The organism is Halomonas sp. EF61, assembly GCF_040147045.1.
Taxonomy (GTDB): domain Bacteria; phylum Pseudomonadota; class Gammaproteobacteria; order Pseudomonadales; family Halomonadaceae; genus Halomonas; species Halomonas litopenaei.
In genome coordinates this window covers 703,790-716,858 of record NZ_JAMSHM010000004.1, presented here as the reverse complement: position 1 = coordinate 716,858, position 13,069 = coordinate 703,790, and the positions used below count along the sequence as shown (strand labels likewise).

Genomic DNA, 13,069 nt, shown 5'->3' with positions numbered 1-13,069 from the left:
TAGTGGATCCAGTCACCGACGAAGCACCGCCCGACGGCTGGGTGCCGTTGCGGTGTACTGTGTCCAGTTGAGGTCTCTGGGGGAGAGCTGCCCAGGGGGGCTGGGCGAAGGGCGAAGGTCCTGGAAGCGTCTAGCCAACGTCGCGGGGTGAGACCCCGAAGCGCCGCCGAAAGGCGGTGGAAAAGTTGGAGGCGTGGCTGTAGCCGCTCTCGAAAGCGGCCTGCTGTACGCTGGCGCCCTGGGCCAGCAGCTCGTGGGCCAGGGTCAGTCTGCGTTCTCGCAGGTAGTCGAAGACCGAAACGCCAAACAGGCGCTGGAACTTGGCGCGCAGGCCCGAGGCGCTCATGGACGCCATCGCCGCCAGCTGGTCGAGGCAGTAGGACTCGGCGGGAAAGTCGTGTAGCCGCTGGCGGATCCGCTCCAGCCGCTGGCGCTCCGGCAGGGGCAGGTCGCCACGCTGGCGCGGGCCGGGATGTCGCAGGCCGTGGGCCAGCAGTTGCAGGCCGATGGCCTCCATCAATAGCTGGCGCTGGCCGGGGGAAGGCTGCGGCATGACCGCCTGTTCGAGCATCGGCGCCAGGTAGCCCGGCAGCGGCCAGACGTGCAGATGAGGACGCGGGGCGTCGAGCAGTTCGGTGATGTCCGGGCGCTGGCTCAACGAGGCGATCGCGGCCTGGTCCAGCGACAGGTTCAGGGTGCGCAACCGCTGCCCCTCATCCTGATGCACGCGCAGGGAAACCTGATCGGCGAGCCGGGCACTCAGTGCGCTGCCGGCGGTGAGGCGCTGCCGCCGTCCTCCGGTGTCGACCACGATGGCGCCTTCCATCACCACGCACACGAACAGCGGCGAGGCCATGGTGGAGCAGGAGTCGTAGGGCTTGAGCACCTCGACATCGGAAAAGGTCAGATGCCAGCCGCTGCGCACCTCTTCCTCGATGACGCGGCCTCTGAGAATTTCCATGTGGTGGGCCACCGCCGGGAAGCGGGCGCCGTCGAAGCGGTAGTCGATGCCATGGCGCTGGCCAAAGCGTAGAAAGTCCCGCGCGCGGATGACCCGGGTATCACCAAGTCCCGCGGCGGCCCCGGCCAGCGGGCGCGAGCGAGGCTGATCACCACTCGACTCGCAGGCCTGCGCGTGGCTTGCAGTGCTCATCTTCAGCTTGCGACCAGGCGGCGGGCGTCACCGCGGGAGGGGAAGGTCTGCACCACTGCCCCCGTGCTCTGGGGCATCGCTGTGGTCCTGGGCTGCCTGGTCTTGTTGCTGGTCTTGTTGCCGGTCGTGCTGCTGGTCTTGTTGCTGGTCGTGCTGCTCGCCCTGGCAACGGCGGCATCGTCCAGCGGGCAGTTGCCGCAGCAGCCGAAGTCCTCGAGTCGATAGCGTAGGCAGCACAGCCGCCGGGTGCGCTGGGTCTCTCCGTGTTCGTCGGGCAGGTAGCGCACCGGCATGAACAGGGGATTGCGCCGGCCATCCGGGTAGACCCGGTGGTCGATCAGGCGCAGCGCCTCGTCGCCGAGCCCAGGTGAGGCCATGGGGTGGTGCACGGCAGCCTTGGCAAAGTACTCGAAGTAGTTGCCGAAGTTGCTCCAGAACACCTTGGGAGAGGCCCCGGAGACGCAGCCCAGCATGTCGACCAGCGGTGCCACATGCCCCTGCAGCAGGCGTTCGAAGCGCTCGAAGGCGTCGAGCGACCCCAGCGGGGTGCCTTCGTTGGGCAGGGAGATGCCAATCGTCTGGCCGCTGTCGCTGAGATACAGGCCCATCTGATCCAGCGCTACCGGCAGGTCGCGCTCCAGCAGCAGGTTGGAGGCCAGGGTATGGGCGGCCATGGCGCTGAAATGCCACTTGGACCAGAGCGAGGCCACCGCCTTGAGGTCATCGCCCTGGTACTGGGCGGCGAAGCGCTCGAGCAATTCGTCCAGCACGCCAGGTTCGAGCAGACGCTCGGCAGGCATGGCGTCGTCGGGTAGCTCGGCCGCGACGGTGGGTGCGGCAAGGTGTTCCAGGGGACCGCAATACAGACGAGGCAGCGCTGATGTCATGGGGTGTCCTGCAGGCCGGAGGCTTGAGGTCATAAGACCAACGGTGCACACCATAAATTAAATGCGAATTGTTATCAAGAATATTGCCGATAGCCGGCGTCGATCGATTGAATGCTGGCGGCCCGCCAGACCTGGCTGGGGCTGGGCCCCTGGTCGATATCCGAGCACATGTCGATCCGTGCAAGCGTGAGGGTATGGCAATGGACGACCAGCTCACCGCTCGCTCTCTCGCCCTCGCCATCGCCATCGTCCTCGCCGGGCTGGCGCCAGCGCCAGATCTGGCGCCGGTATTGCTGGGCGTCGTCGTTGTCGTTGTCGCTGTATGTGTGCTGGCCGGGCATCTCTTGCGGGTCCAGGGCGTTGTCCTCCACCAGCGCCAGTTCAGCGCAGGGCAGGGCCGCGTCCGTGGCCAGCCACTGGAGCGCGGCGACCTCGGCGCACTGCTGGGCCGGGGTCAGGTGGGAGGCTCCACGATAGCCGGGCAGGAAGCGCTGCCCCTGCGCCTCGGCTTGCAGCATGGGCAGCGCCTGGTCGGGCTCGATGCGCCCGTACTTGCGCACCGGTGACAGCAGGATGATGCTCGCGGCGAAGCGGCAACCGCCCAGGTGGCTGCTCTCCCAGACGTCGAAGGGCAGGCGATGTTCCTCCACGGCACGGGCCAGCGCCTTGTAGCTGCGATAGCCGTAGCGCGCGCAGCACTTGTCCTTCTTGCCGTGGGTGCAGCACAGCACCAGGTCGTGGTGCTGCGGTGTGGACGGCCAGCGCTCGAGATCCTCGCCCGCCGCCAGCGCCTCGACAAAGGCCACCAGAGCGCTGCGGTCGAGCTGAAGACGCCGACGCTCCGGCATCAGGATCACCTCGTGGACCTCGGCAGGTTGATCACGACGATGGATCAGATTGACCCGGCGACCGCTGGCGGCCAGGGCGTCGAGTTGTGTCACCAGCTCGGGGGGCATGTCGCTGGCGTGGCGCAGATTGCGCTGCCACCTGGCCCGGGGCCAGCTGATCAAGAGGTTGCGCTCGGCGTGGGCGCCGCTGCCGGGCAGCGGATCCCCGGCTTCGCGAGACAGGTCGGTGCAGAAGACGTGGCTCATGGCCTCGGCCCTGACGTTGTCGAAGGATGTCTTGCCTGAGTGTGCGTCGAAGACGACTCGGCGGTTGGTCCCTGCTGGGGCGTCTGCGATTCACGGCGCCCCAGCAAGGGCACGCACAGCGGCTTGCCGCTTTCAGGGTCGACCATGACGTGGGCGTCCAGGTCGAAGACGCGCTTCAGATTGTCGGCGGTGAACACCTCTCGCGGCGCGCCGCTGGTAAGGATGCGGCCGTCACGCAGCATCACCAGCTCATCGGCGTAGGCGGCGGCCAGGTTGAGGTCGTGCAGCACCAGCAGCAGGGTGCGTCCCTGGTCGTGGGCCAGACCCGACAGCAACTCCAGCAGGTCCACCTGGACCTTGAGGTCAAGAAAGGTGGTGGGCTCATCGAGCAGGATCAGGTCGGTCTGCTGGGCCAGCACCATGGCGATCCAGCAGCGCTGACGCTGTCCACCGGACAGGGTGTCGACGTGGCGCTCGGCGAACTCGGTGACCCGGGTGTAGGCCATCGCCTGCTTGACCACCTCAGCGTCGCGACGGGCATCGCGTTGCCACAGGCGCTGGTGGGGAAAGCGTCCCATCGCCACCAGCTGGCGCACGCTCAGCCCCTCCGGTGCCGTCGGCCCCTGGGGCAGCAGCCCCAGATGCTGGGCGACCTCGCGGGTGGAGCGACGGTGGATATCCTGACCGTCGAGCAGCACCTGGCCACTCTGGGGCTTCAAGGTGCGAGCCAGGGTCTTCAGCAGGGTCGACTTGCCGCTGCCGTTGGGACCGAGCAGCACCGTCAGCTTGCCTGGCGCCACCGCGATATCCACCCCGTCCAGTACCAGCCGTTCCTCGTAACCGACCTTGAGAGATTGCCCCTCCAATGGGTGGCCGAGCGCGGACGCCGCGGTCGATCCGTCTGACGACACGCCTGACGATGCATCGCACCGGTGTTGGGGTGCCGCGCTGGACGAGGGTGTGGTCGGCAAAGAAGGCTGAGATGAGGTCATGCAAGGCCCGCCTGGGGGTGTGTGGCAGCAGCACGGTATGACAAAAAATTCTCATTTTCAATCCGGCCAGGCCCGTATCGGCGCGGTTTGTCGGCATGGCGCGAGGCGTTTTAGCACAGTGTGTTGTTAGCTTATGCCGAACGAATGGTTCGCATTTCGTAGACAGCAGTAAAGCGATTAATTAGGATAATCGTTCTCATTTGTATGTGAGATGGCAATAAACGACGCAATGCGGCATCGAGGCTTCGGTAAGGTGCGGCCGTTCGGGAAGGTGGCGAATCGCATCGCCACCGCTCGCCGAGAGCGGCAGCACGGGGCAGGGACGACGTCCGAGAGCAACGTCCTGGCGTGAGGGACTCGCCAGACCTCGAGTCAGCGTTTGCGCGATCATTCGATTTAGCAAAAGGAACGATGCACGACATGAAACGTCATGCTCTCTGGCCCACCGTTTCACTGCTTGGCCTGGTGGCCGCACAGCAGGTCGCGGCGCAGACCTCCGTCGATACCTCTTCCTCGAACGGCGCCCGTGCCGACGAGGCCCCGACCATGGTGGTGACCGCCTCGCGGACCAACACCACCGCGGAAGATTCGCCGCAGACGGTGCGCATCATCAGCGAGGAGGAGATCGCCCAGCAGTTGGACGTGACCACCGACTCCTCCCAGATCCTGAGCAACCTGCTGCCGTCCTATTCGCCCAACCGCCAGAAGATGACTGGCAGCGGCGAGACCCTGAGGGGCCGCACACCGCTGTTTCTGATCGACGGCATTCCCCAGTCGAATCCGCTGCGTCCGACCGGTCGTGAGGCCCACACCATCGATTTCTCCCAGGTGGAGCAGATCGAGGTGATCCAGGGCGCCAACGCCACCAACGGCGTCGGCGCCGCCGGCGGGGTGATCAACATCATCACCAAGCGTCCGGAGCCGGGTTCCTTCAATCAGCATTTCGGCGTACAGATGACCACCCCGACCAGCGAGCTGGACGAGGACACCCTGAGCTACAAGACCGACTACGGCTTCAGCGGCAACAAGGGCAACGTCGACTACCTGTTTGGTCTGAGCTACGAGGACCAGGGGCTGTATCTCGACGCCAAGGACGACCCGGTCGGTGTCGACAACACCCAGGGCGACCTGATGGACTCGCGCAGCTATGACCTGCTCGGCAAGATCGCCTACTGGATCGACGATGACCAGCGCATCCAGTTCACCCTCAATCACTACGACATCGAAGGTCACAACGACTACGTCAGCGTGACCGGTGATCGCGACGCCGGCATTCCGACCACCTCCGTGCGTGGCACCCCCGAGGGCGACGCCCCCTTCAACGAGGTCTGGACCACTGGTCTGAGCTACGAGAACTACGACCTGGCCGGCATGCACCTTAGCGCCCAGGCCTACTATCAGGACTACGAGGCGCTGTTCGGCGCCACCGACTCCAGCAGCTTCCAGGATCCGTCACTGGCGCCGGTGGGCACCTACTACGACCAGAGCTCGGCCAAGACCGAGAAGTTCGGCACCAAGGTCTCGCTGACCAAGGACGACCTGTGGGATGACCGGCTCAAGCTGACCGGTGGCTTCGATACGCTGTTCGACGAGACCGAGCAGTACCTGTATCAGAGCAACCGCACCTACGTGCCGCCCACCGAGTACACCGACCTGTCGCCGTTCTTCCAGGCCGAACTGCAGCCCATCGACTCGTTGCTGCTGTCCGCCGGGGTGCGTTATGAGTACGCCGAGCTGGATATCGATGACTATCAGACGGTGTGGGCCAACAATGGCGTCGACGTCGAGGGCGGCAATCCTGACTTCGACGAGACGCTCTACAACGTCGGCGCGGTGTGGAAGCCGGTCGATCGCGTCAGCCTGTTTGCCAACTACTCCGAAGGCTTCTCGATCCCTGATGTCGGTCGTGCGCTGCGCGGCATCGATACCCCGGGACAGTCCGTCGACAGCATCGACAATCTGCGTCCCATCGTGACCGAAAACGTCGAGACCGGCGTGCGCTTCGAAGGGGATCGCCTGTCGGCAGAGCTGAGCTACTACGAGTCCACCTCCGACTTCGGTAGCCGCCTGACCGAAGAAGACGACGTCTTCGTCATGAACCGCCAGGAGACCCAGATCACCGGTATCGAGGCCTCGGTGGACTACGCCTTTACCGAGCGCCACTCCGGTCGCCTGGCCTATTCCCACATGACGGGTCTGTATGACAGCGACGACGATGGCGACCTCGATGCCGAACTGTCCGGCCTGGATGTCTCGCCGGATCGTCTGATCGGTAGCTGGTCCGCCAACTGGACCGACAAGGTGTCCACCTTCCTCCAGGCCAACTACTCGTTCGATGAGACCTATGACGAGGACGATCGCGAGTTCGACGGCTATCTGCTGGTGGACGCAGCGGTGGGCTACCAACTGCCTACCGGCAAGCTGAATGTGGGCGTGTCCAACCTGCTCGACGAGGACTACATCACCTACTACTCCCAGAGCGCGCTGGTCAACGACGACCGTTACTTCGCCGGTCGTGGTCGTACCCTGACGGTAGGGTATAGCGTCGACTTCTAAAGGCTGCGTTTGTAAGCACTACGGCTGGAAAGCGCTACTTTTCGTAAGCGCCGCTAGTCGGCTGACCCGGACCGCCGCCAGGACGGCGGCGGTCCACGCGGACGGGCCGTGGTGCCGCTTCGATGACACCAGGCAACGCCTGAGGCTGTTTTCAGGCCATCTGCAGAATCAGTTTCCAGATCAACGACTTCATAACAACGTACGCAATAACAACTACGCCATAACAACAACCCTTCGCCAAGTGACTAGCCAGGAAAGCGCGGTTTCCCCTGACAAAAGGCGTCGATGATTCGACGTCCGGGGAAGCAAAACAAGGAAGGAATCCTTGCGGAGGTTGCACATGCAATTCCCCCCATGTACTCGCACCCCTGGCGAGATCGCTCGGCATGCCTCACAGCATGCCCTGCTCAACGGCATCATCAAGGAAGTGGCTATCCCCCACGACCTGTTGAGCCACCACTGGCCCGCCAACAGGCGTGGCCTGCCAACGAGCCTCCAGGGCCTGCCATTGCAGGTCGCCTGGTCGTCTTCTTTAACCTTGTTCGTGCTGGTCGATCGCCACTCGGCGATGGGCTGCCATCAGGTTGTGTCGCCGCTGTATCTGCGCCGCAGCCTCGATCAGCCCTGGCGGGAGGCCGATACCGACGAGCTGGTATCGGCCCTGCTGGAAGATGGCCCCTGGCGCGAGGCCAGCCCCAACCCCGAGTTCGGCGACCAGGTGCTGCAGAGCCAGGAGGTGATGGCCTCCATCATCGAGGACGCTCGGCGACGCCCCCATGACCCGCTCAAGGACTACGCCGCCAGCGAACAGGGGCTGTGGTTCGGCCATCCCAATCACCCCACGCCCAAGGCCAGACAGTGGCCGCAAGGCATGAAGGGGCAGGGCCGGGACTGCTCCCCCGAATCGGGCCTGAGTACCCGGTTGCATCAGTTCTCGTTTCCGGCGCAAGGGCTACGGATCGCCTGCAATGGCCTGGAGCCCGGTGAGGTGCTCAGCCAGGCCGCCGACCAGAGCGCGGAGCCCGAGGCCGGGCGGGTGGTGCTGGCCATGCACCCGGTCCAGGCCGAGCTGTTTCGCCAGGCGCCGGATGTCGCCGCGCGGATCAACGACGGCAGCATCCGCGACCTGGGCAGAAGCGGCCCGCTGGCGCTGCCCACCGCCTCGATGCGTACCTGGCATGCGCCTGAGCATCCCTGGTTCATCAAGGGCTCGCTCAACGTGCGCATCACCAACTGCGTGCGCAAGAACGCCTGGTACGAGCTCGAGAGCACCCTGGTGATCGATCGCATCATGAGTCGCTTGATCGACAGTGAAGACCCGGCGCTCGAGACCCTCGAGCTGGCTCGGGAGCCCGCCACCCTGCACTGGGCCCCGCAGGACGCTGACGACGACCAGCGCCGCTGGTTCCGTGAGCAGACCGGGGTCATCCTGCGCGAGAACTTCTGTCGGCGTTTCGGCGCCGAGCGCTGCCTGCTGGCGGCGACGGTATTCGCCCGTGACACCGAACTGGAGCCGATGGCGCCATCGTTGGTGGCGCGCGCGAGTTCGCCTGCGTCCGCTGCTGTGAGCGGCGCCCCCGCCGACGATGTGCCCGAACACAGGATCGTCGACTGGTACAAGGCCTATCTTGGCGCCCTGGTCGAGCCGGTGCTGGCGCTGTATTTCCGTCATGGCATCGTGGTCGAGCCGCATCTGCAGAACTGTGTGCTGATCCATGACCAGGGCTGGCCCCGTCGCGTACTGCTGCGCGACTTCGAAGGCGTCAAGCTGACCGAGGATCAGGGCCTTGACTGGCTCGCCGGCGAGACGCTGGATGAGCGCGTGCGCGCGTCGATGACCTACAGTCGCGACAAGGGCTGGAAGCGCATCGCCTACTGCCTGCTGGTCAATCACCTGGCCGAGGCGATCCTGGCGTTGAGCTGGCGCCGCCCGGCCCTGGCCGAGCGTCTGTGGGAGGCCACCGGGGAGGAGCTTTCGCGGGTCAGGCAACGGCTCGGAGTCGCCACGCCCGAGCTCGATGGCCTGCTCGCAGGCGGCGACTTGCCGTGCAAGACCAACCTCAAGCTCAGGCTGATGGCCCGCGCCGATCGTCACGCCGACTATGTGTGGCTGCCCAACCCCTGGCATCAGCTCGCAGGTGAGCGTCTGGAGGTGGCCCATGGCTGACAGTGTTGCTGTCTCGGGGCGCAGCGAGGCCCAGCGGCTGCCGCCAGCGGTGCGGGAGGCGATACGTTGCCACCAGGCCGAAGCGCAAGATCCTATCGCCGCCTTCTTCTACGACCTGGAGGCGCTGGCCGCCCGGGCGCGTTCGATCAAGTCTGCACTGCCCGACGGTGTCGAGCTTTACTACGCCATCAAGGCCAATAGCGAGGCGCCGGTCCTCGGGACCTTGGCCCCCATCGTGGACGGCTTCGAGCTGTCCTCCGGTGGCGAGATCGGGCGCATGCGCGAGGCGACGAGCACGCTGCCCTGGGTGCTGTCGGGGCCGGGCAAGCTCGACTCGGAGATGGCGTTGGCCATGGACGAGGGCATCGAGGCCTTTCACGTGGAGAGCCTTGGCGAGATCGCGCGCCTTGAGCGACTCGCCAAGGCCAGGGGGCGTCACCAGGCGGTGCTGATCCGCATCAATCCGACCCTGCCCGAGGCGCTGTCGAGTCGTCTGCGCATGGCCGGTACCGCCACCCCCTTCGGCATCGACGAAGCCAGGCTTGGCGAGGCGGTGGCGGCGGTGGACGCCGCTGCCCATCTCACCCTGGTCGGCTTTCATATCCACGCCATGTCCCACCAGACGAGCGTGGCGCGCCACCAGGCGTTGCTTGACGGCTACCTGGCACGCTGGCCCGAGTGGCGAGCGCTTGCCGCCTCGCCCGCCAGCGTCACCCAGCTCAATGTCGGGGGGGGCATCGGAGTCGACTACATGGCGCCGTTCGAACCCGAGCGGCAATTCGACTGGCAGACGCTGTGCACTCACCTGGACACGCGACTCAAGGCGATGGCTCAGGCCCCGCGGGTGCGCTTCGAGATCGGCCGCTTCCTCAGTGCCTTCTGTGGCTACTACGCCATCGAGGTGCTGGACACCAAGCACAGCCATGGTCAGGGCTTCGTCGTCTGTCGTGGCGGTACCCACCAGTTCCGGCTGCCCGCGGCCCAGGGCCACGACCACCCGGTCATCCACCTGCCGAGCGGGGAGCGCGGCGAAGCGTCGTCCGGCGAGAAGCGACCCTGGACGGTGGTGGGGCAGCTGTGTACGCCCAAGGACGTGCTGGGGCGTGATCGACTGCTTGGCGACGTCGCCCCGGGGGATCTTCTGGTGCTGCCGCTGGCCGGGGCCTACGGCTACAACATCTCCCACGCTGACTTTCTGTGCCACCCAAGGCCGTCGCAGATCTTCATTGGCGCCGACAGGGCGTCATCCGACACCGCACGCTGAGGTTATTCATGTCATCACCTTCCTACGTTGCCGAGCCCGCGACAGGGTCCGCTGACGCCGTCGCAGACGCCGCCGCTGACGTCGCCGCGCCTCGAGTTGCCCCCTGTGTTTCTCCCAGTGCTGTTCCCGCTGCCGTACCCTTTGCCCGTTCCGACGACTGGCGTCATCGGCCGCGCATCGAGCGGCGGGTCATCGGCCAACTGCTGCAGACCCTGCTGTACGAAGACGTGCTCGAGTATCGCTGCGAGCACCTGGCCCCGACTGAGGGTGAAGGGCAGGGGCGTGAAACCACCTTCGTTGTCTCCCTGGGAGAGCGCGACTATCGCGTGCGAGGCTGGCTGTGCCACAGCTTCTCGCTGATTCGCCTCGATCATCAGAGTCTGGCTGTTGCATCGACACAGGCGCCGACACAGGCGTCGGCTCGGGCGTCGACAAAGGCGCCGGCTCTGGCCTCGGCCCAGGCCAACCGCCACAGGGAGGCGCCGTCGCTCTCGGAGTTTCTGGACGACCTGGCGTCCACACTGAGCGCCAGGGCCGACGAAAGCTCGCAAGGGCGGCTGCAGCCTGGGTTCATCAACGAGCTCAAGCAGACCCTGATCAAGGACCTGCAGTCTTCGACAGCAGCGCCCGTCGACGGCCAGAGCGCGCCCCACACGCTCGACGCCGACGCCCTGGAGCAGTACTTCACCGACGCCCACAGCTACCATCCCTGCTACAAGTCTCGCCTCGGCTTCACTCTTGGCGACAACCGTCGCTTCGGTCCCGAGTTCGGCCAGCCGCTGCGGGTACTGTGGCTGGCGCTGCCGGCGCGGCTGGCACATCAGGGGGCTGTTTCTGGTCTCGGCGCCCTGGCGACGTTCGCGGCCATGGCCGATGCCGAGCTGGGTGAAGAGGGATCGCCGGCCAGGCAGCGCCTGGCCGAGTGGCTAGGCGAGTGTGGCCTCTCGCGCGAGCAGGCGGTGCTGCTGCCGGTGCACCCCTGGCAGTGGGAAAACGTGCTGGTCGGCGCGCTCTACCCGGAGCTTGCCAGTGGCGAGATCGTCCTGCTCGGCGAGGGCGAGACCCGCTATCGCCCGCAGCAGTCGATTCGTACCCTGGCGCCGCTGGATCACGATCGGCGCGCGTCCCCGACGCCCTATCTCAAGCTGGCGCTGGGGATCACCAACACCTCCAGTACCCGCATCCTGGCGCGCCATACCATCACCAACGGCCCCATCATCACCGCCTGGCTCAAGCAGCTTCTGGAGAACGACGCCGACGCCGGGGCGGCCAACGTTGTGATCCTCGGCGAGGTGGCCGGTGTTGCCCTGGACGAACGCGCCTTTGGCGGCCTGCGCCAGGACGAGGTGTACGGCCAGGCCGGCGCGCTGTGGCGTGAGCATATCGACGGCTTTCTCGCCCCTGGCGAGCAGGCGGTTCCCTTCAACGGCTTGAGCCAGTGTCTGCGCGACCCAGACGGGGCGCCCGCAGAGCCCTTCATCGCTGACTGGATCGCCCGTCACGGGCGTGACGCCTGGACCCGCCAACTGGTGAGCGTGGCGACACTGCCGATCATCCACCTGCTGTTCGCCGAAGGGGTGGGGCTTGAGTCCCACGGCCAGAATATCGTGGTGATCCATCGTAATGGCTGGCCAGTGCGAGTCGCGCTCAAGGACTTCCACGACGGGGTGCGCTACTGCCCGTCGGCGCTGGCCCGTCCCGAGCTGGCCCCCAGCCTGGAGCCGTTGCCGGCGGCCCACGCCGCGCGCAACCGCAACTCCTTTATCGTCACCGACGACCTGGCGGCGGTGCGCGACTACTCCTGCGACGCCTTCTTCTTTATTGCCCTGGCCGAGATGGCGATCTTCCTCGAGCGTCACTTCGGACTCACCGAGGGCTCCTTCTGGGCCATGGTCGCCGACGTCATCACCGCCTACCAGGACGCCCATCCAGAGCACGCCGAGCGCTATCGCCAGTTCGACGTCTTCGTCCCCGAGTGGGAAGTGGAAGCACTGACCCGCCGGCGGCTGTTCGGTGACGACGAGCCTCAGGTCAAGCGGGTGCCCAATCCCCTGGCCGTGCATACGCCGGCGTCGCGCCCAGCATCTGCGACCACGGGGACGCCAGCATCGACACAGGAGCGCAGCCCATGCTGAGAACCAATCGCCTGAAACGTGCGCTGAGCGAGCAGCGCGAGGTCTACGGCGTGCTGGCCTCGTTGCCCACGGCGGCGTCGATCGAGCTGATCGCCGAGGCCGGCTTCGACTTCGTGGTGATCGACACCGAGCACGTGCTGATCAACCCGGAAACCGTCGAGCACATGATCCGCACCGCCGAGAGCTATGAGCTGACGCCGCTGGTGCGGGTCGCCGACGATAACCCCAAGACCCTGCTGCGCCTGCTCGACGGCGGCGCCCAGGGCATCGTGTTGCCGAGCGTCGAAGACCCCGAGCGACTGGCCGCCGCGGTGCGTGCCTGCAAGTACGCGCCCCAGGGCACGCGCAGCCTAAACGCCGGGCGCCCCGGCGCCTTCGGCAAGCACTCCCTGGCCGAATACGTTCACAAGGCCAACGACGAGATTCTGGTCGTTGCCATGATCGAGAGCCGGGCCGGGGTCGAGCGCATCGACGAGCTGTGCGCCGTCGATGGTCTCGACCTGGTGCTGGAGGGCGCCGCCGATCTGTCCCAGTCCCTGGGTGTGAGCTGGCAGACCGCCCACCCCGAGGTGCTAAAGGCGCTCTGCCGGGTGCAGCAGCGCGCGGTGGACCACGGCCTTCCTTATGCCGCCTTCCTGCGCCATGCGGGCGCCAAGGCCGAGTGGCGCGAGCGCGGCGTGCGTACCTTCCTGCTCGGCGACGAGCGGGGCATCGCCTTTCGCGCCCTGACGAGCGCCTTGAAGGAGGCTCGCGCATGAGGTGCCTGTCGCTTGCTTCCGGTGCCCCTGTTGCCCGAACCCCGAACCCTGCTGTCGCGCCTT

9 protein-coding genes are annotated in these 13,069 nt (G+C 66.1%); 5 read left to right on the top strand and 4 right to left on the bottom strand.

Annotated elements, in window-relative coordinates; genetic code table 11:
• Positions 1-130 precede the first annotated feature (130 nt).
• From NFI08_RS22630 to NFI08_RS22615, 4 genes are all read right to left on the bottom strand, one after another.
• Positions 131-1,153 (bottom strand): helix-turn-helix transcriptional regulator, encoded by a 1,023-nt coding sequence (locus NFI08_RS22630; RefSeq protein ID WP_349591601.1) that lies wholly within the window; start codon positions 1,151-1,153, stop codon positions 131-133.
• A gap of 2 nt (positions 1,154-1,155) precedes the next feature.
• Positions 1,156-2,040, bottom strand: a complete 885-nt coding sequence (fhuF, locus tag NFI08_RS22625) for a siderophore-iron reductase FhuF (RefSeq protein ID WP_349591599.1) — start codon at positions 2,038-2,040, stop codon at positions 1,156-1,158.
• A 74-nt stretch (positions 2,041-2,114) separates the two neighbouring features.
• On the bottom strand, positions 2,115-3,134 hold the full coding sequence (locus tag NFI08_RS22620; protein WP_349591597.1) for a ferredoxin family protein: 1,020 nt from the start codon (positions 3,132-3,134) through the stop codon (positions 2,115-2,117).
• On the bottom strand, positions 3,131-4,000 hold the full coding sequence (locus NFI08_RS22615) for an ABC transporter ATP-binding protein (RefSeq protein WP_349591595.1): 870 nt from the start codon (positions 3,998-4,000) through the stop codon (positions 3,131-3,133). The genes NFI08_RS22620 and NFI08_RS22615 overlap by 4 nt, the downstream gene beginning before the upstream one ends.
• A gap of 546 nt (positions 4,001-4,546) precedes the next feature.
• On the opposite strand from NFI08_RS22615, the gene NFI08_RS22610 reads away from it, so the two are divergent.
• From NFI08_RS22610 to NFI08_RS22590, 5 genes are all read left to right on the top strand, one after another.
• Complete coding sequence (locus NFI08_RS22610; protein WP_349591593.1) at positions 4,547-6,682, top strand: TonB-dependent receptor; 2,136 nt, start codon at positions 4,547-4,549, stop codon at positions 6,680-6,682.
• Positions 6,683-7,022: 340 nt separating this feature from the next.
• Positions 7,023-8,849, top strand: a complete 1,827-nt coding sequence (locus NFI08_RS22605; protein ID WP_349591591.1) for an IucA/IucC family protein — start codon at positions 7,023-7,025, stop codon at positions 8,847-8,849.
• On the top strand, positions 8,842-10,113 hold the full coding sequence (locus NFI08_RS22600; protein ID WP_349591589.1) for a type III PLP-dependent enzyme: 1,272 nt from the start codon (positions 8,842-8,844) through the stop codon (positions 10,111-10,113). The genes NFI08_RS22605 and NFI08_RS22600 overlap by 8 nt, the downstream gene beginning before the upstream one ends.
• A gap of 8 nt (positions 10,114-10,121) precedes the next feature.
• Positions 10,122-12,248: an IucA/IucC family protein gene (locus tag NFI08_RS22595; protein WP_349591587.1), complete on the top strand. Its 2,127-nt coding sequence runs from the start codon at positions 10,122-10,124 to the stop codon at positions 12,246-12,248.
• On the top strand, positions 12,242-13,006 hold the full coding sequence (locus tag NFI08_RS22590; protein WP_349591585.1) for an HpcH/HpaI aldolase family protein: 765 nt from the start codon (positions 12,242-12,244) through the stop codon (positions 13,004-13,006). The genes NFI08_RS22595 and NFI08_RS22590 overlap by 7 nt, the downstream gene beginning before the upstream one ends.
• Positions 13,007-13,069 lie beyond the last annotated feature (63 nt).